Origin of the sequence: Allorhizobium paknamense (assembly GCF_030815125.1) — a bacterium.
Classification (GTDB): Bacteria; Pseudomonadota; Alphaproteobacteria; order Rhizobiales; family Rhizobiaceae; genus Allorhizobium; species Allorhizobium paknamense.
Genome location: NZ_JAUSWH010000011.1, coordinates 118903 through 137606 on the forward strand (window position 1 = coordinate 118903; position 18704 = coordinate 137606).

Below are 18704 nucleotides of genomic sequence, written 5' to 3' on the forward strand. Positions count from 1 at the left end.
TCCAATACAAGAAGGCCGGGAGAGGGTAGCCTTCCTCTTCCCGGCCTTCAATCTTCAAAGTTTATCAGGCGGGCCTTATCAACAAGCCGCCAGCATCCCGCAATCAGGCTGCCGCCGTGCCGCTATCGCCATCCTTCTTTTCGGCTTCCGGATCCTTGAGCTGGATCTGACCGGCATTGGCAAGGCGAATGGCTTCCTGCGCCACGGCACGCCGCGCCATGGCAATCTCGCGCGGGTTGATGCCGGTGGTGCCGGATTGCAGATCCGACTCGATCATGCGGCGCGAACGCGGGCTGATGGCGGAAAGCACGCATTCGCGGATGTCCACCGAGGCGCCACGCAGCGCCATGGTGATGATATCGCCGGAAATGTCGTTGAGCAGCATGACGCGGCTGCGCTGCGGCATGGCCAGCAGGTCTTCGAACAGGAAGATCTTCGGGCGAACCTTGGTGGCGGATTCCTTGCTGATCGATTCGAGCGATTCGAGCAACGTATCCACCTGCGGCTTTTCCAGCTCGTTCATCAGTTCGGCCACCTTGGCGGTGCCGGTGGAATTGCGCTCGGCGTCGATTTCGTTGATCAGTTCGATCACGCGGTTTTCGATGATCTGGGCAGCCTGCGGGCTGACATTCTTCAGGTTGACCGTACGGTTCATGATGTCGGCGCGGCGGCTGTCCGGCAGCTTGATCAACACCTTGGCGCCGAAGGAAGACGGCAGCATGGAGAGGATATAGGCCACTGTCTGCGGATGTTCGCGCATCAGGAACTTGGCGATGAAGTCCGGATCGGCATCCTGCAGGCGGTCCCAGATGGAGGTTTCATAGGACTGGAAGGCGGTGCGGCGGCCAAGCAGCCCGTCCACCTCTTCCGGCGTCAGGCCTTCCTCGAGGATTTCCTCGATGGCCTTGGCATTGTCCATCAGGCCCGTTCCTTCGGTGAACAGGTCCTCGAATTCATTGACGAGTTCGGCGAGTTCATCCGGCGGAATGGTTCTCAGCGTCTGGGCCGAGGCGATGATGGTCTGCAATTCCGCCTGGGTGAAATATTTCAGCAATTTTCCGGCCACGCCCTTGCCCATGGCCAGCAGCACGGCCGCCGCCTTGTCCGCCTGGCTCAAGGGCTTGCCCGCCAGCGGGCCGCCGAAATCGTCAAAGTCCATCATGGTCTTTCCTCTCTGGCCCAGAATAGGGTCAGGACGCCTTGCTGCCCAATACTTCGATCAGCTTCACGCCGAATCGCGTGTCGTCATTTTCTAAAACAGTAATCTCACCACGGGCAATCCGTCGACCATTTACCATGATCTCCACAGGTTCGCCGATCTTTTTGTCAAGCGCGATGGTTGCGCCTTCCTCGAGATTCATCAATGCCGCCACCGGCATACGGCTGGAGCCGAGCACGATCTGGACATCGATCGGGATATCCATGATGAGGTCGAGATTGGCATTGAGCGCGCTGCCCGGCGCCTGGTGGTTTTCCTGCCCGCCGAAGGATGAGGTGCCGCCGAAATCGGAGCCACCGAAATCCGAACCGCCCAGATCCGATCCGCCCAGATCCGAACCGCCAAGATCGGCGCCACCGAAATCGGAGCCGCCGAAATCACTGCCGCCAAAATCGGAACCACCGAGATCGGCCGCGCCCGCGCCACCGCCGAAGTCGCTTTCGAAATCGGACAGCCCGCCGCCGGCGGCATCGCTGCCGAAATCGCCGAAATCGCCGAGCGTTCCGTCACTATCGCTTTTCAGGACGCCGCGCAGATCATCGATCGCCTGATCGAGATCATTTTCGCCCACCGGCATCGCCAGTGCGTCATCTTCCGTTTGAGGTGTCTTTTTCGGTGCCATGAAATCATTATTCCCTTTGAAACTTGCCTCAACCTGCACTTCTAAAAAGGCAGGGCATGCGCGTCAGGTCATCAGGTGACGCAGAATATCATCGTCGGAACTGTGGGTGGACTTCACCCGGACCGTGTATCGGTCGCCCGCCCGGCCGAATTCGCAGGTGTAAAGCTCCTTGCCATGGGCGCTGACATCGACGCTGACATCCCCCTTCTCCAGGAAGGGAATGACATCGCCCACGGCGAGCTTCGAAATCGTCTCCAGCGCCAGCGACTGCAGGCGGATGCGTGCCTCCAGCGTCACCTGCGACTTGCGCACCTGTTCGGCGAGCTGTTCGGCCCATTCCTTGCGGGCGCGCGAGGTCTGGTTCTTCGACTTCGGCGCGGTGACCTGGGTTTTCAGCAGGGCCTTTTGCGGAATGACCAGTGCGAAATCCGAAACGACCTTGCCGAGCTTGATGCTCATATGGATCAGGGCGCCGAATTCATCGACATGGTCGGCCTCGGGTTTCTTACGATCTTCCCAGTTATAGGGCCGTTCGAAAATCGGTTCGAAACCACCGGCGGCATTGACGCCGGAGCGCAGCACATTGGCAATGCGCTCGAAAACCATCACGGCCAGATCCAGCTCGATATCCGAGAGAGGGCGCTTGATCGGCTCCTGGATGAAATCCGGGAGCGCCCCCAGCAGGTTTTCCATCAGCGTGATGATGAAGCCGTTGCCGCAGGCCATGACGAAATTCGGCGACCAGTTGCGCAAAGACGTATCCGCCAGAACGAAATTGTCGCCAAGCCCGGTGACGAGATCGGTGATCAGCCCGGATTTGTGGTCCAGATAACCGACCTCGATGGTGAGGTTGGTTTCGCTATGAAAGACGTCCGGCAGGAATTCGCTGTAGAGATGCCCGAAATCCTGGCACAGCTTCTCCACCGTCTTGGCGTCGCCGAGGCCGCCGGTCAGCCGCGCCAGCAGGGCGTGGTCCATGGCAGGGTGAGAGGACGAGGTTTGCGCGTTCATGATCAGGCCGCCTTTTCGTTGCCGCCGCCTGGATTCATCATTTCCTGCTCGACCGCATCGATGGAGGGCCGTTCATAGGAGGAAATGGTCTTGCGGCCATATTCCAGCGCCACCTGCGGAACCGAACCATTCATATAGGCCAGAAGCGTCTGCTTGACGATGATATAGAGGCGATGCTGCTTGGTGCGGACGATCTTGATCTGCGAGGTGAGCGGGTTGCAAAGGCAGTAGGACAGGAAGATACCGAGCATGGTGCCGACGAGAGCGGCGCCGATGAGGCCGCCCAGAACCTCCGGCGATTCGTTGATCTTCGCCATGGCCTTGATAACCCCGAGAACGGCGGCGATGATACCGATGGCCGGGAAGCTGTCGCCGATGGCCAGGATGGAGTTGTAGGGTTTCATCTTGTCATGGAGGATGGTGTTGATTTCCTCATCCATGAGCGCTTCGATTTCGTGGCTGCGGGCATTGCCGATGATGATCAGGCGGACATAGTCGCAGATGAAGGCGGTCAATTCCTTGTTTTTCAGAACTGACGGCGCAACCTGGAAGATCGAGGACTCCTCCGGGTTGTCGATATGGGCTTCGATCTCGTTGCGCGACTTGGTGCGCAGGTCACGCATCAGCGAATAGAGAACGCCAAGCACGTCGAGATAGGCGCGCTCCTTGGGAATGGCGTTCTTGAACGCCTCCCCGATGGCCTTGCCGGAATCCTTCACCACCTTCATCGGGTTGCCCATGATGAAAGCGCCGACGCCGGCACCGCCGATGATCACAAGTTCGAACGGTTGGACAAGGACCTCGATGTGGCCGCCCATGGCCATGAAGCCGCCAAGCACACAGCCAACGGTAATGATGAATCCGATGATGATGTTCATGTTGCGCCTTCATTCGCACGTTTCTTATCACTGCAACCGATAGGCAGCCTGCCTTGCGTGAGGCTGATGAACGGGTGATTCAGCAGGCCGTCATGCACGGCCAGTTTCGCACAAGCATTTTCCGGCAAGAAGAAAAAAGACGAACGGTCATCCACGTTCCATGATGGAGGCGAGCAACCGTGACGGCTTCAATGTGCAGGCGCAAGGCAAGGCAGGATGAACCCTGCGGGCAGCGGCTGCCGGAAGCGTCAGGCCCTGCTGGTCTTGGTAAGCTGAGGCTTGGAGGTAAAGACATGCAATCGGGAATGTACGTATCCCTGTCGGCGCAGCGCGCCCTCGACAAGCGCCTGACGACCATTGCCGACAATATGGCCAATATCAACACGGTCGGCTTTCGCGGCACGGAAGTGAAATTCGACGAGGTGCTGAGCAAGACCGGCAATGATCTCAATGCCAAGGTCGCCTTCGTTTCCCAAGGCAATGACTATCTCTCCGAGCGCAACGGCGAATTGCAGCGTACCGGCAACGATCTCGACTTCGCCGTCAAGGGCGATGCCTGGTTCAGCCTGGAAACGCCGGCTGGCCGGGTGCTGACGCGCGATGGCCGCTTTACCCTCACCGATACCGGCGAACTGGTCTCCGTGCGCGGCTACCGCGTGCTCGATACCGGTGGCGCGCCGATCCAGCTCGACCGCACCGGCGGTGAAGTCCATGTCGGCCGCGACGGCACCATCGTCCAGAATGGCCGGCAGATTTCCCAGATCGGGCTTTTCCAGGCCGATGTTTCCAAAGGCTATCTGCGCTACGACAACAGCGCCATCACCACCACGCAGCAGCCGCAGCCTGTAGTGGACAATCCCTCCGTCGGCGTCCTTCAGGGCTATATCGAGCAATCCAACGTCAATGGCGTGCAGGAGATGACGCAGCTCATCCAGGTGAGCCGCGCCTTCGAAAGCGTTTCCTCCGTGATGGGCCAGACCGAAAACAGCCTGGCGGAAACCATCAAGGCGCTCGGTGGCAGCAAGTAATCAACCGGAAGCGCGGCGCAAACAGGTTGGCGTTGCAAGATTTTACGATGAAGGGCATCCGTGACCGTGGACTTCGACCCCCAGATTCCCCAGAATCGCAAGCTTGCGGCCCTTGCAGCCCTTGCGGGCCGCTATGCATCGCCGGAACATTCGGTGACCCATGGCGGCCACGTGCGCACCATCGCGGCGGGGCATTACACGGTGTCCGGTCTGTCCAAACATTTGCATCTCGGTGATTTCGTCGCCCATCGCAGCCCCAAGGGCATTCATCTCGGCGAAGTGGTGCGGGTCGAGCCCGACCTTGCCTATGTCTGCCCCATCGAACCGGGGGAACCGATCGCCATCGGCGATACGGTGATCCGCAAGGGTGCCTTCCGCGTCGCCGCCCAGGATGGCTGGTGCGGACGCACCATCAATGCCCTGGGCGACCCCATCGACGGGCTCGGTCCGATCATGCCCGGGCTGGAACGGCGGCCCATCGCCAATACCGCGCCGCCTTCCATGGGCCGGCAGCGGGTGGAGCAGGGCTTTCGCACCGGGGTGAAGGCCATCGATATCTTTTCGCCGCTATGCCTCGGTCAGCGTCTGGGCATTTTTGCAGGCTCCGGCGTCGGCAAATCCACGCTTTTGTCGATGCTGGCGCGCGCCGATGCCTTCGACAAGGTGGTGATTGCGCTGGTCGGCGAGCGTGGCCGCGAAGTGCGCGAATTCATCGAGGACACGCTGGCTGGCAATATGGCCAAGACCGTGGCCGTGGTGGCAACCAGCGATGAGAGCCCGATGCTGCGCAAGATGGCGCCGCTGACCGCCATGACCATTGCCGAGCATTTCCGCGATCAGGGCGAAAACGTCCTGTTCATCGCCGACAGCATTACCCGTTTTGCCCATGCAATCCGCGAGGTGGCGACGGCTGCGGGCGAGGCGCCGATTGCCCGAGGCTTTCCAGCCTCCGTCTTCACCGAACTGCCGAAGCTTCTGGAGCGGGCAGGGCCGGGCGAAGAAGGCAAGGGCACGATCACGGCGATCATCTCCATCCTCGTCGATGGCGACAATCACAACGACCCCATTGCCGACTCCACCCGTGGTATTCTGGATGGGCACATCGTGCTGGACCGCAGCCTGGCGGATGAGGGGCGCTATCCGCCGATCAATCCGCTGTCTTCCATTTCCCGTCTGGCCCGCAAGGCCTGGACGTCCGATCAGGAAAAACTGGTGGCGCGGCTCAAGACCCTTATCCACCGCTTCGAGGAAACCCGCGACCTCCGGTTGATCGGCGGCTATCGCCCAGGCAGCGATCCTGATCTCGACATGGCGATCAAGCAGGTTCCCATCCTCTACGAGGTCTTGAAGCAGACCCCCTCCGACCGACCCACCCCGGATGCCTATGCGGATCTTGCGCATGCGCTAAAGGCGGCAAACACCTCTGGAAACGGCAATGCAAGAGTACGAGGCTGATCTCAACGAATTCGACGCCGACGAGCCTGTCAGGCCCGCCAAGGCCAAGTCGCGGCAGAGCGTGCTGACGGATCGCGTGCTGGCGGCCACCGGTGTGATGCTGGCCTGCAGCGCGGCGATGTTTCCCTGGTATGTCTTTTTCAATCCGGAAAAATTCGGCCTGCGTGTCAAGCCCATGGATCATACCCGCGACCTGCCGGAAACCGAGGCGCGCAATGTCTTCAGCGTCTCGCCGCTGGCGCTCGTCGCGCGGGAGGACCATCAGCAGAAGGTTCCCGATACTCTCGATCCGCTGGCAACCGCCACGGTTTCTGAAACCGGCCGTGACGTGAGCAACCGCAAGCCCATGGAGGAACAGCAGCCCTTTCCGGGCAATGCCTTCCGCCTGCTGCATGTGGCCAATGGCCGGGCGCTGATTGAGGATTCCAGCGGCATGTTCATGGTGCAGATCGGCTCGATCCTGCCCGACAACAGCCGCGTCGCCACGCTGGAAATGCGCAACGGCAAGTGGGTGATCGTCACCACGACGGGTCAGATCTACGAGAACCGCTGACAGGTCTGTCCACCTCGGCAAACAGGCTTCACGTCCCTTTTTCCGAAAGCAGGCCGCGCGGGTGCGCGGCCTTTTGCTCTGTTTAAAAAAATCAAATTTTATCAAACACATATTTTATTCCTTAATAAAAATTCGCCATCGTCTCAGAACGGTTTTTCCGTAAGTCCCACGCAAGATTACCGGCCTAGTCTCCAGAGCGTAGATTGGAGAACGCCCATGCAACCTATTCAGCTTTTTGACTTGGCATCCCGGCAGGCCGAATGGCTTTCGCTGCGTCAGGAAGTCGTTGCTGGCAACATCGCCAACGCCAACACGCCAAAATATACCTCGAAGGACATTACGCCCTTCAACGCCATGCTCGCCGGCCAGTCCATGGCCATGGCGCGCACCAACCCGAAGCATTTCGCCTCCAACGAACTCAACAGCGATCTCGATGTCGAAGTCCGGGACGCGCCGCTCAATGGTGAGATCGGCGTCCAGGTCTCCGGCAACTCGGTGTCCCTGTCTGACGAGATGTCCAAGATGGGCGAAATTCAGCGGCAGCACCAGCTCAACACGAACCTGGTGAACAGCTTTAATCGCATGATGCTGATGACAGTGAAGAGGTAAGCCGATGGATTCCGTGACAGCCACAGATCCCCTTTCGTCCGCCCTGAAGATTGCCGGCAGCGGCCTGGAAGCCCAGGCCACCCGCCTCAGGATCGTTTCGGAAAACATTGCCAACGCCCAGAGCACCGGCGATACGCCCGGCGCAGACCCCTATCGCCGCAAGACGATTACCTTCGGCTCGGAAGTGGACCGGCTGACGGGTGCCCAGGTGGTGAAGGTAGAGAAGCTGGGTTTCGACCAGTCGAAATTCGTCGAGGAATACGATCCCGGCAATCCGGCCGCCGATGCCAAGGGCTATGTGAAAATGCCCAATGTCAACGTGCTGATCGAAATGGGTGACATGCGCGAAGCCAACCGGACCTATGAAGCCAATCTTCAGTCCGTCAAGCAGACCCGAGACCTGATCACCTCCACCCTCGACCTTCTGAAGAGCTCACAATGATCGATTCCATCAGCAAAATCAGTGGGCTTTCCACGTCTGAAACCGGCAGCAGCACCGCCACGGGCATGACCGCATCGCTCGGCATGTCCTCCTCCAGCGGCATCACCGCCGAAAACAGCACGCCCGGCACTACGACCGGTCTCGGCTTCGGCGAAGTGCTGGGCAACATGATGACCACGGCCGCCGACAGCCTGAAGGCTGCCGAAAGCGCTTCGCTCGGCGGCATGGCCGGCAAGGTGTCCACCCGTCAGGTGGTGGATGCGGTGATGCAGGCCGACCAGTCGCTGCAGACGGCGATTGCGCTGCGCGACAAGCTGGTCTCGGCCTATCTCGATATTACCAAAATGCAGATCTGAACCCTTTGAAAGCGGCGTGACGCAGGGCCCGGTTCCAACCTGCGACAAAGGACAGTGACAGAGCAGCCGGCCTTCAAAGGCCACGGTACTCAAGACCCCAGGAAAGAGCAGCAAATGAGAGCCCTTGCAATTGCAGCCACCGGCATGGATGCCCAGCAGACCAATCTGGAGGTCATTGCCCACAACATCGCCAACATCAACACCACCGGCTTCAAGAAGTCGCGCGCCGAGTTTTCCGACCTTCTCTACCAGAGCGAAAAGGCCGTGGGCGTGGCCAACCGCGCCAACCAGTCCGCCGTGCCGGAAGGCGCCAATATCGGTCTCGGCGTGCAGACGGCGGCCATCCGCACCCTGCATTCGCAGGGTGAATTGACCCAGACCGATAACGAGCTGGACGTGGCCATTGTCGGGCGCGGCTATCTGCAAGTGCAGAGCGCCGATGGCAACACCACCTATTACACCCGCGCCGGCGCGCTCAACAAGGATGCCGACGGCAATCTGGTGACGACGGAAGGCTACAAGATCCTGCCGAACATCACCATTCCCTCCGATGCCACCGAGGTGAAGATCAGCGAATCGGGCGAGGTTTCGGTGCTCCAGGGCTCTAGCACCACCTATACGACGCTTGGCCAGCTCGAACTCTCCGCCTTCGTCAACGAGGCAGGCCTGAAGGCCATCGGCGACAACCTCTTCCAGGAAACGCCATCCTCCGGCCAGCCGATCAACGGCGTGCCCGGCGACACCGGCTATGGCTACCTGAAACAGAATTACCTGGAATCCTCCAACGTCGATTCCGTAACCGAAATCACCAATCTGATTTCGGCGCAGCGCGCCTATGAAATGAACTCGAAAGTGATCACGACGGCTGACGAAATGTCGAAGGTGGTCAGCCAAAACCTGAAGTAACGGCTGGAGGGCAAACATGATGTTTCGCCGGATGATGGGAATGGGACTGTGCGGGGCGGCCGTTGCCGCCATGCTTGGTCTTGGCATGCCGGATGCGGCTATCGCCAAGGATCGCCTGGCCGTGGTGCCAACGGATACGATCTATCCCGGCGAGGTGATTGCGCCCAGCAAGCTCGATACGGTGAAAGTCACCAATCCCAATCTTGTCGGTGGTTATGCGGCCGATCCCTCGCAGGTGATCGGCATGCTGTCCACCAAGACCCTGCTGGCGGGCCGCACCATTCCGCTGGCCGCCTTGAAAAAACCCTATGCCGTGACGCGCGGCGACCGGTTGAGGCTGGTTTTCAATATCGGCAGCCTGACCATTTCCGCAACCGGAAGCCCGATGGACGACGCCAATATCGGCGATGTCATCCGCGTCCGTAATCTCGATTCCGGCCAGATCGTCACGGGGACGGTCATGGCCGACGGCACAGTGCAGGTGATGGCAAAATGACGTTCCGCCTTCCTTCCCTCGCAATCGTGATGGCCCTGGTGCTGGCATGCGCCGGTCCGGCCCTGTCACAAGGATCGCGGATCAAGGACATCGCCTCCCTGCAATCGGGCCGCGACAACCAGTTGATCGGTTACGGCCTCGTCGTCGGTCTCCAGGGCACGGGCGATAGCCTGCGCTCCTCGCCCTTTACCGAACAATCCATGCGGGCCATGCTGCAAAACCTGGGCATTTCCACCCAGGGCGGCCAGTCCGCAGCCAAGAACGTCGCCGCCGTCATGGTGACGGCCAACCTGCCGCCCTTTGCCAGCCCTGGCAGCCGTATCGACGCCACCGTCAGCTCGCTGGGTGATTCCACCTCGCTGCGCGGCGGCACGCTGGTCATGACTTCGCTGTCCGGTGCCGACGGTCAGATCTATGCGGTGGCGCAGGGCTCCGTGGTGGTCTCCGGCTTTACCGCGCAGGGCCAGGCCGCAACGGTGCAGGAAGGTGTCACCACTTCCGGCCGCGTGCCGAACGGCGCGATCATCGAGCGGGAACTGCCCTCCAAGTTCAAGGATACGGCCAATCTGGTGCTGCAATTGCGCAATCCGGATTTTTCGACCGCTCTTGGCATGGCAAAACGCATCAATGCCTATTCGCAGACCGCTTTCGGCACCCGTATCGCCGAAGCACGCGACAGCCAGGAAGTCGTGGTTCAGAAACCCGGCCCCGCCGATCTCACCCAACTGATGGCCGATATCGAAAACCTTATCGTTGAAACCGATACGCCTGCCAAGGTGGTGATCAACGAGCGCACCGGCACCATCGTCATCGGCGCGGATGTGCGCGTCTCCAAAGTGGCCGTCAGCTATGGCACGCTCACCGTGCAGGTCAACGAGACGCCGCAGGTGGTGCAGCCGCAGGCCTTTTCCAATGGCCGCACTGCCGTGCAGCCGCAGACCGATATCGTTGCCAGCAAGGATGGCGGTACGGTTGCCACCCTTGAAGGTCCGGATCTGCGCACCCTCGTGTCCGGTCTCAACAGCATCGGCGTGAAGCCCGATGGCATCATTGCCATCCTCCAGGGCATCAAGTCGGCCGGCGCCCTGCAAGCGGAGCTCGTCCTGCAATGATCCTGAACCGGTTTTCCTTCCGTTCCAGCCTGAGCCGGCTTTGCGGCGCCGCCGCCCTTCTGATGGTGACCGGGCTGGCAAGCAGCGCTCAGGAAGCGCTGCCGGGCTCCAATGCCAGCATGGACGAGATCCAGCGCTTCTGCACCAATATTGCCGATCCCGCGCGTGACCAGCGTTATCTCTTGCAGAAGCAGGATCTGGAAAAGTTGCAGGGCGAGGTCAATGACCGCATCGCCATTCTGGAAAAGCGCAAGGCCGAGTATCAGGACTGGCTGTCGCGCCGCGACGCCTTCATGCAGCAGGCACAGCTGGGTCTGGTGGATATCTACAAGAACATGAAGGCGGATGCCGCCGCTCCGCAACTGGAGAAGGTCGATGTGATGCTGGCGGCTGCCATCATCATGAAGCTTCCGCCCAAGCAGTCCAGTCTCATTCTCAGCGAAATGAGCCCCGATCAGGCCGCGCAGGTCGCCGCCATCATGTCGAGCGCCGCTGACCCCAATACCTCGAAGGACCCCTCATGACCAAACGCAGCGCTGTTCTGTTTCTCAGCGTCATCCTGACCGGCTGTGGAAACCAGACCCTCAAGGAAATCGGCAATGCGCCGGCCATGAGCCCGATTGGCAGCGGCCTGACCTACAGCCAGACCCCGCAGCTTTCCTCCTATCCGAAACAGGCCAAGACCGTCAGCAACGGCTATTCGCTGTGGAGCGACAATCAGGCGGCGCTGTTCAAGGATTCGCGCGCCCTGCATGTCGGTGACCTTCTGACCGTCAACATCTCGATTGCCGACAAGGCCAAGTTCTCGAACGACACCAAGCGGGAGCGGACCAATTCCACCTCGCTGAAATGGTCTTCGGTCATCAATCTGTTCGGCATCACGCCACCGGACGCCGATGGTGACATGAGCACCGACTCCTCGACCTCCACCGATGGCAAGGGCTCGATCAACCGCTCCGAAAGCCTGACGCTGAAGGTGGCGGCGGTGGTGACCGGCATTCTGGAAAATGGCAATCTGTTGATCAGCGGTTCTCAGGAAGTGCGCGTCAATCACGAAATCCGCATTCTGAACGTGGCGGGTATCGTCAGGCCGCAGGATGTCGATTCCAGCAACACCATCTCCTACGAAAAGATCGCCGAAGCCCGCATCTCCTACGGTGGCCGTGGCCGCCTGACGGAAATCCAGCAGCCGCCGGTGGGTCAGCAGGTGGTGGATATGTTCTCGCCCTTCTAACGCTTGGGCGCCGGATATTTGCACTGCGGACAAGTCCCCTGGGGGCTTGTTCGTTCGGAAACACTCTAAAGCATGTCGCGCAAAAGTGTGCAGCGGTTTTGCAATAGCGACATGCGTTAAAACAAGAACTTAAAGCACGTTGAGGCTCATCAGCCGCAATGTGCTTTAAAGGCCAGGTTCCGCCACTTGGCGGACCTTTTCCTCGAATGGAATTCACGATGGCAGACGTACCCGCCCTTGAAGGCCCGCAGAAGAAGGCCTCCCCCCTGCTGCTGATTGCCGCCCTTGCCGGATTGACGGTTGTTGGCGGCGGCGGCGGTTGGCTGGTGGGCACCATGGTGGCGCCCAAGGTCAAGCAGGCCCAGGAAGAGCAGAAGGCGGCCGAGGAAAAGAAGGCCGAGCACGGCGGCAAGGGGGAGAAGGGGGCCGAAGGCCTGCCGAAAATGCCGGGTGCTGCCGCAGGCGTCGTGCAACTCGATCCGATCACCACCAATCTGGCCTATCCTTCAGAAAACTGGATCCGGCTGGAAGTGGCGCTGGTCTTCAAGGGACCGGTGGATACGGCGCTGGCTGAAAGCATCCACCAGGATATCGTCGCCTATATGCGCACCGTGTCGCTCCAGCAGATTCAGGGCCCGCGCGGCTTCGAATATTTACGGGAAGATCTTCAGGAGCGAGTTGACGTGCGTTCCGAAGGACGGGTATCGAAGATCATGTTCAGGACGTTTGTCATCGAATGATTCGATACCTTATCCTTCTGGCCGCCATGATCGCGGTTCCGGAGATTGCCCAGGCGCAGCAATTTCCGTCAAACTTCCTGAACGCGCCGGTCGACGGGTCGGTTGCTGCCTGGATTATCCGGACCTTCGGGCTTTTGACCATATTGTCGGTCGCGCCCGGCATCCTGATCATGGTCACCAGCTTTCCACGCTTTGTGATTGCCTTTTCCATCCTTCGCTCAGGCATGGGGCTTTCGACGACACCGTCGAACATGATCCTCACCAGCCTTGCGCTGTTCATGACCTTTTATGTCATGACGCCGACCATGGATCAGGCCTGGCGGGAAGGGGTGCGCCCGCTCCTGGACAATCAGTTGAGCGAAGCGGATGCCGCGCAGCGGATCGCAGAACCCTTTCGCACCTTCATGACCCGCAACACCCGCGACAAGGACCTGAAGCTCTTCGTGGACCTTGCCAATGAGCGCGGGCAGACGCCTGTCGTGGAAGGCAAGGTGGATTACCGGGTGCTGGTGCCCGCCTTCATGCTGTCGGAAATCCGGCGCGGCTTCGAGATCGGCTTCCTGATCATCCTGCCTTTCCTCGTCATCGACATGATCGTCTCGACCATCACCATGGCCATGGGAATGATGATGCTGCCGCCAACCTCGATTTCCCTGCCGTTCAAGATCCTGTTCTTCGTGTTGATCGATGGCTGGAATCTGCTGGTGGGCAGCCTTGTGCGCTCTTTTTCGTAAAATTCTCGAAAACCTTTCGCGGCTTAAGTCTTCGTAAACCATAGAGGTGCTTGAGTGCGCTTCCGTCATGGTTAAGGCCGCTTTTGCGGTCGATTCACCGTCGATTCACTATGTCTTTTGAAGCTAACTTAAGGCGCCCGTGGTTTTTTGGGTGTCAGAGACGAGTTAATTTCTACATCAGTTAATTGACATGACGTCGATCGTCTCTGCCGGTATGGAACCCGGCATGTCCCTCTTTTGTATCGTGTATCAAGGGACAGACCCATGACCAGCATCAATACCAATACTTCGGCTATCGCCGCCCTCAAGACCCTGCGTTCCATCAGCGACCAGCTCGACACCACCCAGGGCCGCATCTCTTCCGGCTACAAGGTCGAGAATGCTTCCGATAACGCTGCCTACTGGTCGATCGCGACCACCATGCGTTCCGACACCAAGGCCATGTCCGCTGTCGAAGACGCCCTCGGCATGGGCGCTGCCAAGACCGACACCGCCTATACCGGCATGGAAGCCGCTATCGACGTCGTTTCCGACATCAAGGCCAAGCTGGTTGCTGCTCGCGAACCGGGCGTTGACAAGGACAAGATCAACAAGGAACTGACCGAGCTGAAGAACCAGCTGACGTCGATTTCCAAGTCGGCTTCCTTCAACGGTGAAAACTGGCTCTATGACGACAGCAACACCTCTGGCACCACGCAGGAAATGGTTGGCTCCTTCGTTCGTGGCGCAGATGGCAATGTTTCGGTCAAGACGATCAGCTTCGATACGTCCGACTCGATGCTCATTAACGACGCAGACGCTTCTGGTGGCCTGTTGACGGCTGGTACATCTGCCACCTACACCAGCGGCACGACGACGACGACCGGGACCTACTACTTGATCTCCTCGGCCGCAGGCAGCGGTTCCGGTACGGAAGTATCTCTGTCTTCTACCACCACCGATAACGATATCGACGGCATGATTGCTTCGGTCGACAAGATGCTGTCGAATATGACCGATGCTGGTGCAACGATCGGCGCGACCAAGAGCCGTATCGAAAGTCAGTCGAGCTTCGCCAAGGACCTCAGCGATACGCTGACGGAAGGCGTTGGCAAGCTTGTCGATGCCGACATGAACGAGGAATCGACCAAGCTCAAGGCGCTGCAGACGCAGCAGCAGCTCGGCATTCAGGCGTTGTCCATCGCCAATTCCAATTCGGAAAATGTACTGTCGCTGTTCCGCTAAGCGAGAACATCACAAGGCATAAAAATGGCCGGGGCTCGTCCCCGGCCATTCCCGTTTTGGGCTTGCCATTTGTTAGAGCGCCGATCTGATTGGATCAGATCCGCGCTCTAACATTTTCTTTTTGAAGCATAATCTTGGCCGTCCTCGTCTCACTCCGGTCTGATTATGCTTTAGTTGCATCACAAAACAAAAAAATAAATTTGGAGTTTTAGCAAATATTAACCCTAACGGTGTTGAATGAAATCATCAAGACGGCGGGTTAACTAGTATTAAGTAAAAGTTAATCGCATGAAGCTCGCTGCCGTCTGCCGGGTAAATTCAGAGTCCTGGCATGTCCCTTTCGTTTTCTGTCAATAAGGGGCAGTACCTATGACAAGCATTATCACCAACAACGCTGCAATTTCTGCACTCAATACTCTGCGTTCGATCAGCTCCGATATGAACACCACGCAGAACCGTATCTCTTCCGGCTACAAGGTTGAGAACGCTTCCGACAACGCTGCGTACTGGTCGATCGCGACCACCATGCGCTCCGACAACAAGGCGCTCGGCGCTGTCCAGGACGCCATCGGTCTCGGTGCAGCCAAGACGGATACGGCCTATACCGGTCTGGAATCGGCCATCGACGTTGTCTCCGACATCAAGGCCAAGCTGGTTGCTGCTCGCGAACCGGGCGTTGACAAGGAAAAGATCAACAAGGAACTGACCGAGCTGAAGAACCAGCTGACGTCGATTTCCAAGTCGGCTTCCTTCAACGGTGAAAACTGGCTCTATGACGACAGCAACACCTCTGGCACCACGCAGGAAATGGTTGGCTCCTTCGTTCGTGGCGCAGATGGCAATGTTTCCGTCAAGACGATCACGTTCGATACGTCCGACTCGATGCTCATTAACGACGCGGACGCTTCTGGTGGCCTGTTGACGGCTGGTACATCTGCTACCTACACCAGCGGCACGACGACAACGACCGGAACCTACTACCTGATCTCCTCGGCCGCAGGCAGCGGTACAGGTACGGAAGTCACCCTGTCTTCCACCACCACCGATAATGATATCGACGGCATGGTTTCCGCGGTTGACAAGATGCTGACAAGCATGACCGATGCTGCTGCAACGATCGGCGCCACCACCTCGCGCCTGAAGATGCAGGACGCTTTCGTGGCCGACCTGAGCGATACCATCGATACTGGTGTGGGCCGACTGGTGGATGCGGACATGAACGAGGAATCGACCAAGCTGAAGGCACTGCAGACGCAGCAGCAGCTCGGTATCCAGTCTCTGTCGATCGCCAATTCCAACTCCTCTTCGATCCTGTCGCTCTTCCAGGGTTAATGATAGGCGCTCTGTGCCACTTGGCCGCAATCTGTCGGCGAAGCGGTTCAGGCACGTCGAAGATCTGTTTCTATTTTCTACCGAAGTGGAGACTTCGCTCTATCTTGAACATAAAGGCCGCGATTTTGTCGCGGCCTTTTGCTTTGAAGGGCTTGTCTCTGCCGTTCCGCGTCATTTGATTGGTATTTGAATTTTATGGTTAATTTTTTTAGACGGCGTTTAATCTTCGTTAACCATGATGGTGTTTTCTGAGCTCACCAAAGCGTTGGGCCGAGCAAAGGGAAAAGACTCGGCGGGCATGAAGCTGACCAATGTTGCCGGTTCAATCCGGCCTGTCCCGGCTATTCAAAGACCTTAAGGGGCACCCTATGACGAGCTTGCTGACCAATAACGCAGCCATTGCAGCCTTGAACACCCTGCGCAGCATCGCAGATGAAATGAATACGACGCAGAGCCGCATCTCTTCCGGCTACAAGGTTGAAAAGGCTTCCGACAACGCGGCTTACTGGTCGATTGCCACCACCATGCGTTCGGACAACAAGGCGCTCGGCGCCGTTCAGGACGCGATAGGTCTCGGCTCCGCAAAAACAGACACGGCTTATACCGGGATGGAATCGGCCATCGACGTCGTATCCGACATCAAGGCCAAGCTGGTTGCCGCTCGCGAACCGGGCGTTGACAAGGAAAAGATCAACAAGGAACTGACCGAGTTGAAGAATCAGCTCTCTTCGATTTCCAAGTCGGCTTCCTTCAACGGTGAAAACTGGCTCTATGACGACAGCGTCGGCTCCGGCACCACGCAGGAAATGGTTGGCTCCTTCGTGCGTGGCTCGGATGGCAACGTTTCCGTCAAGACGATCTCGTTCGACACAAGCAGCTCGATCCTCGTGAATGACGCAGCAGCGTCCGGTGGTCTGTTGACGGCTGGTACATCTGCCACCTACTCCAGCGGCACGACGACAACAACCGGGACCTATTACCTGATCTCTTCGACCGCAGGCACGGGTACCGGTACGGAAGTCACCCTGTCTTCCACCACTACCGATAATGATATCGACGGCATGATTGCGTCGGTCGACAAGATGCTGCAAAACATGACCGATGCCGCGTCTACCCTCGGCGCCACCACGTCGCGCCTGAAGATGCAGGACGCCTTCGTGGCCGACCTGAGCGATGCCATCGACACCGGCGTGGGCCGCCTGGTGGATGCCGACATGAACGAGGAATCGACCAAGCTCAAGGCGCTGCAGACGCAGCAGCAGCTGGGTATCCAGTCTCTGTCGATCGCCAACTCCAACTCGCAGTCGATCCTGTCGCTCTTCCAGGGCGGCTAAGGCTTCCACTTCCTATCTTTCAAGAGCTTCGAAAGGCCGCAGCGGATGCTGCGGCTTTTTCCGTTTCTCTACACGCGACGCTTGAAAAAATTCATGTTTGGTTTACAGAGTTTAAAAAGTTCCTAACGGCGTTAACGATTTGTTAACCACTCCGGTTTAGGTTAACGTAAAGTAAACGCTGGGCTGGCCGCCAGGGCAAGAATGTGGCCGGACTGCATGAAGCAAACCAGCGTTGCCGGTTCTCCTTATCAATCCGGCATGTCCCGTAACCTAGATGGGGCATCTAATGACCAGTATCATGACCAACACCGCCGCAATGGCGGCGCTTCAGACCCTCCGTTCGATCGACCAGAACATGCAAACCACCCAGGCCCGTATCTCATCGGGCTACAAGGTGGAGACCGCAGCCGATAACGCCGCCTACTGGTCGATTGCCACCACGATGCGCTCCGACAACAAGGCGCTTCAGACCGTTCAGGACGCCTTGGGCCTCGGTGCCTCCAAGGCCGATACGGCCTATACGGGTCTCGAATCGGCGGTCGACGTGGTCAGCGACATCAAGAGCAAGCTGGTCGCTGCCCGTGAACCTGGTGTTGACAAGGAAAAGATCAATCAGGAACTCTCGGAGCTGAAGAACCAGCTCAAATCCATTTCCGAATCAGCGTCCTTCTCCGGCGAAAACTGGCTCTATAATGCCTCGACCACTGCGCCCGGCGTCAAGGAAATGGTCGGCTCCTTCAACCGCGCCAGCGACGGATCCGTTTCAGTGACCACGCTGAAATTTGATACCAGCGAATCGGTCCTGATCGATACCGACGATGCAAACCGGGGCATTTTGACGCGCGATACCGCGGTTACCTATGCATCCGGTACGACGACGACCACCGGCACCTATTATCTTCTCAACGCCGATTCCACCACCACGGCATCCGGCACGGAAATCGCCCTGACCACTTCGATGAGCGACAGCGAGCTGGATGGCATGATCTCGGCCGTCGACACCATGCTCCAGACGCTGACCGATTCGGCATCGACGCTCGGCGCCATCAGCAGCCGTATTGAAATGCAGAACAACTTCGTGGCCGATCTCAGCGACACTATCGAGAAGGGCGTCGGCCGTCTGGTGGATGCGGACATGAACGAAGAGTCGACCAAGATCAAGGCGCTGCAGACGCAGCAGCAGCTCGGTATCCAGTCGCTGTCCATCGCCAATACCAACGCCGAAAGCATTCTCAAGCTCTTCCAGTAAGGCTTTGCTTTCAAGGCTTCCGGCTGGAGTTTGTCAGGGAAAACCGGAATTTTCCCTGGAAGACAAACGAAAGCAGAAATCTGGCCGGGGGCCGCTTTTATGGGGCAGACAGACGCATCCTGCAGCAGATCTAATGTGTTTCAGCGTCCTTTGTGTGTTTGATAAAACGC

21 protein-coding genes are annotated in these 18704 nt (G+C 58.5%); 17 read left to right on the forward strand and 4 right to left on the reverse strand.

Annotated elements, in window-relative coordinates; genetic code table 11:
- Window positions 1-103 precede the first annotated feature (103 nt).
- The 4 genes from fliG to motA form a co-directional block, all read right to left on the reverse strand.
- Window positions 104-1162 (reverse strand): flagellar motor switch protein FliG, encoded by a 1059-nt coding sequence (fliG, locus tag QO005_RS16500; protein ID WP_307159160.1) that lies wholly within the window; start codon window positions 1160-1162, stop codon window positions 104-106.
- Window positions 1163-1190: 28 nt separating this feature from the next.
- Window positions 1191-1841, reverse strand: a complete 651-nt coding sequence (gene fliN, locus QO005_RS16505; protein WP_307159210.1) for a flagellar motor switch protein FliN — start codon at window positions 1839-1841, stop codon at window positions 1191-1193.
- Window positions 1842-1904: 63 nt separating this feature from the next.
- Entirely contained in the window at window positions 1905-2852 is a 948-nt protein-coding gene (locus QO005_RS16510; RefSeq protein WP_307159161.1) for a FliM/FliN family flagellar motor switch protein, read from the reverse strand.
- A gap of 2 nt (window positions 2853-2854) precedes the next feature.
- On the reverse strand, window positions 2855-3730 hold the full coding sequence (gene motA, locus QO005_RS16515) for a flagellar motor stator protein MotA (RefSeq protein WP_307159162.1): 876 nt from the start codon (window positions 3728-3730) through the stop codon (window positions 2855-2857).
- Window positions 3731-4023: 293 nt separating this feature from the next.
- On the opposite strand from motA, the gene flgF reads away from it, so the two are divergent.
- The 17 genes from flgF to QO005_RS16600 all read left to right on the forward strand — a co-directional run bounded on the left by flgF (window position 4024) and on the right by QO005_RS16600 (window position 18534).
- Window positions 4024-4758 carry a flagellar basal-body rod protein FlgF gene (gene flgF / locus QO005_RS16520; protein WP_307159163.1) on the forward strand — a complete coding sequence of 245 codons (735 nt, stop codon included), beginning with the start codon at window positions 4024-4026 and terminating at the stop codon, window positions 4756-4758.
- Between the two features lie 60 nt (window positions 4759-4818).
- Window positions 4819-6213: a flagellar protein export ATPase FliI gene (gene fliI / locus QO005_RS16525; RefSeq protein ID WP_307159164.1), complete on the forward strand. Its 1395-nt coding sequence runs from the start codon at window positions 4819-4821 to the stop codon at window positions 6211-6213.
- Window positions 6194-6766 (forward strand): flagellar protein, encoded by a 573-nt coding sequence (locus tag QO005_RS16530; RefSeq protein WP_307159165.1) that lies wholly within the window; start codon window positions 6194-6196, stop codon window positions 6764-6766. The genes fliI and QO005_RS16530 overlap by 20 nt, the downstream gene beginning before the upstream one ends.
- 216 nt (window positions 6767-6982) lie before the next feature.
- Window positions 6983-7375: a flagellar basal body rod protein FlgB gene (flgB, locus tag QO005_RS16535; RefSeq protein WP_307159166.1), complete on the forward strand. Its 393-nt coding sequence runs from the start codon at window positions 6983-6985 to the stop codon at window positions 7373-7375.
- 4 nt (window positions 7376-7379) lie between these two features.
- On the forward strand, window positions 7380-7817 hold the full coding sequence (gene flgC, locus QO005_RS16540; protein ID WP_307159167.1) for a flagellar basal body rod protein FlgC: 438 nt from the start codon (window positions 7380-7382) through the stop codon (window positions 7815-7817).
- Window positions 7814-8173, forward strand: coding sequence for a flagellar hook-basal body complex protein FliE (fliE, locus tag QO005_RS16545; RefSeq protein ID WP_307159168.1), 360 nt, complete (start codon window positions 7814-7816; stop codon window positions 8171-8173). Before flgC ends, fliE begins: the two co-directional genes overlap by 4 nt.
- Window positions 8174-8287: 114 nt before the next feature.
- Window positions 8288-9079, forward strand: coding sequence for a flagellar basal-body rod protein FlgG (gene flgG / locus QO005_RS16550; RefSeq protein WP_307159169.1), 792 nt, complete (start codon window positions 8288-8290; stop codon window positions 9077-9079).
- 16 nt (window positions 9080-9095) lie between these two features.
- Complete coding sequence (gene flgA / locus QO005_RS16555; RefSeq protein ID WP_307159170.1) at window positions 9096-9575, forward strand: flagellar basal body P-ring formation chaperone FlgA; 480 nt, start codon at window positions 9096-9098, stop codon at window positions 9573-9575.
- A complete protein-coding gene (locus tag QO005_RS16560; protein ID WP_307159171.1) occupies window positions 9572-10687 on the forward strand; it encodes a flagellar basal body P-ring protein FlgI in 1116 nt (371 codons plus the stop codon). Before flgA ends, QO005_RS16560 begins: the two co-directional genes overlap by 4 nt.
- A 62-nt stretch (window positions 10688-10749) precedes the next feature.
- Window positions 10750-11211, forward strand: coding sequence for a MotE family protein (locus QO005_RS16565; RefSeq protein WP_370878091.1), 462 nt, complete (start codon window positions 10750-10752; stop codon window positions 11209-11211).
- On the forward strand, window positions 11208-11921 hold the full coding sequence (gene flgH / locus QO005_RS16570) for a flagellar basal body L-ring protein FlgH (protein WP_307159173.1): 714 nt from the start codon (window positions 11208-11210) through the stop codon (window positions 11919-11921). The genes QO005_RS16565 and flgH overlap by 4 nt, the downstream gene beginning before the upstream one ends.
- Before the next feature lie 218 nt (window positions 11922-12139).
- Window positions 12140-12661: a flagellar basal body-associated FliL family protein gene (locus QO005_RS16575; RefSeq protein ID WP_307159174.1), complete on the forward strand. Its 522-nt coding sequence runs from the start codon at window positions 12140-12142 to the stop codon at window positions 12659-12661.
- Window positions 12658-13395, forward strand: a complete 738-nt coding sequence (gene fliP / locus QO005_RS16580; RefSeq protein WP_307159175.1) for a flagellar type III secretion system pore protein FliP — start codon at window positions 12658-12660, stop codon at window positions 13393-13395. The genes QO005_RS16575 and fliP overlap by 4 nt, the downstream gene beginning before the upstream one ends.
- Window positions 13396-13659: 264 nt before the next feature.
- Window positions 13660-14619, forward strand: coding sequence for a flagellin N-terminal helical domain-containing protein (locus tag QO005_RS16585; RefSeq protein WP_307159176.1), 960 nt, complete (start codon window positions 13660-13662; stop codon window positions 14617-14619).
- A 369-nt stretch (window positions 14620-14988) separates the two neighbouring features.
- Window positions 14989-15951: a flagellin N-terminal helical domain-containing protein gene (locus tag QO005_RS16590; RefSeq protein ID WP_307159177.1), complete on the forward strand. Its 963-nt coding sequence runs from the start codon at window positions 14989-14991 to the stop codon at window positions 15949-15951.
- Window positions 15952-16319: 368 nt separating this feature from the next.
- The gene (locus QO005_RS16595; RefSeq protein ID WP_307159178.1) at window positions 16320-17285 is read left to right on the forward strand and encodes a flagellin N-terminal helical domain-containing protein; all 966 of its coding nucleotides are present in this window, start codon (window positions 16320-16322) and stop codon (window positions 17283-17285) included.
- A 286-nt stretch (window positions 17286-17571) separates the two neighbouring features.
- Window positions 17572-18534 carry a flagellin N-terminal helical domain-containing protein gene (locus tag QO005_RS16600; RefSeq protein ID WP_307159179.1) on the forward strand — a complete coding sequence of 321 codons (963 nt, stop codon included), beginning with the start codon at window positions 17572-17574 and terminating at the stop codon, window positions 18532-18534.
- Window positions 18535-18704: the final 170 nt, after the last annotated feature.

Excerpts from the sequence above, each read along its gene's own strand:
- QO005_RS16510 (WP_307159161.1), bottom strand. The coding sequence starts at position 2,852 with ATGAACGCGCAAACCTCGTCCTCTCACCCTGCCATGGACCACGCCCTG.
- QO005_RS16530 (WP_307159165.1), top strand. The coding sequence starts at position 6,194 with ATGCAAGAGTACGAGGCTGATCTCAACGAATTCGACGCCGACGAGCCT.
- flgH (WP_307159173.1), top strand. The coding sequence starts at position 11,208 with ATGACCAAACGCAGCGCTGTTCTGTTTCTCAGCGTCATCCTGACCGGC.
- flgC (WP_307159167.1), top strand. The coding sequence starts at position 7,380 with ATGGATTCCGTGACAGCCACAGATCCCCTTTCGTCCGCCCTGAAGATT.
- QO005_RS16590 (WP_307159177.1), top strand. The coding sequence starts at position 14,989 with ATGACAAGCATTATCACCAACAACGCTGCAATTTCTGCACTCAATACT.
- flgG (WP_307159169.1), top strand. The coding sequence starts at position 8,288 with ATGAGAGCCCTTGCAATTGCAGCCACCGGCATGGATGCCCAGCAGACC.
- QO005_RS16600 (WP_307159179.1), top strand. The coding sequence starts at position 17,572 with ATGACCAGTATCATGACCAACACCGCCGCAATGGCGGCGCTTCAGACC.
- flgA (WP_307159170.1), top strand. The coding sequence starts at position 9,096 with ATGATGTTTCGCCGGATGATGGGAATGGGACTGTGCGGGGCGGCCGTT.
- QO005_RS16560 (WP_307159171.1), top strand. The coding sequence starts at position 9,572 with ATGACGTTCCGCCTTCCTTCCCTCGCAATCGTGATGGCCCTGGTGCTG.
- fliN (WP_307159210.1), bottom strand. The coding sequence starts at position 1,841 with ATGGCACCGAAAAAGACACCTCAAACGGAAGATGACGCACTGGCGATG.
- QO005_RS16565 (WP_370878091.1), top strand. The coding sequence starts at position 10,750 with ATGGTGACCGGGCTGGCAAGCAGCGCTCAGGAAGCGCTGCCGGGCTCC.
- fliE (WP_307159168.1), top strand. The coding sequence starts at position 7,814 with ATGATCGATTCCATCAGCAAAATCAGTGGGCTTTCCACGTCTGAAACC.
- flgB (WP_307159166.1), top strand. The coding sequence starts at position 6,983 with ATGCAACCTATTCAGCTTTTTGACTTGGCATCCCGGCAGGCCGAATGG.
- fliG (WP_307159160.1), bottom strand. The coding sequence starts at position 1,162 with ATGATGGACTTTGACGATTTCGGCGGCCCGCTGGCGGGCAAGCCCTTG.
- QO005_RS16575 (WP_307159174.1), top strand. The coding sequence starts at position 12,140 with ATGGCAGACGTACCCGCCCTTGAAGGCCCGCAGAAGAAGGCCTCCCCC.
- motA (WP_307159162.1), bottom strand. The coding sequence starts at position 3,730 with ATGAACATCATCATCGGATTCATCATTACCGTTGGCTGTGTGCTTGGC.
- QO005_RS16595 (WP_307159178.1), top strand. The coding sequence starts at position 16,320 with ATGACGAGCTTGCTGACCAATAACGCAGCCATTGCAGCCTTGAACACC.
- QO005_RS16585 (WP_307159176.1), top strand. The coding sequence starts at position 13,660 with ATGACCAGCATCAATACCAATACTTCGGCTATCGCCGCCCTCAAGACC.
- flgF (WP_307159163.1), top strand. The coding sequence starts at position 4,024 with ATGCAATCGGGAATGTACGTATCCCTGTCGGCGCAGCGCGCCCTCGAC.
- fliP (WP_307159175.1), top strand. The coding sequence starts at position 12,658 with ATGATTCGATACCTTATCCTTCTGGCCGCCATGATCGCGGTTCCGGAG.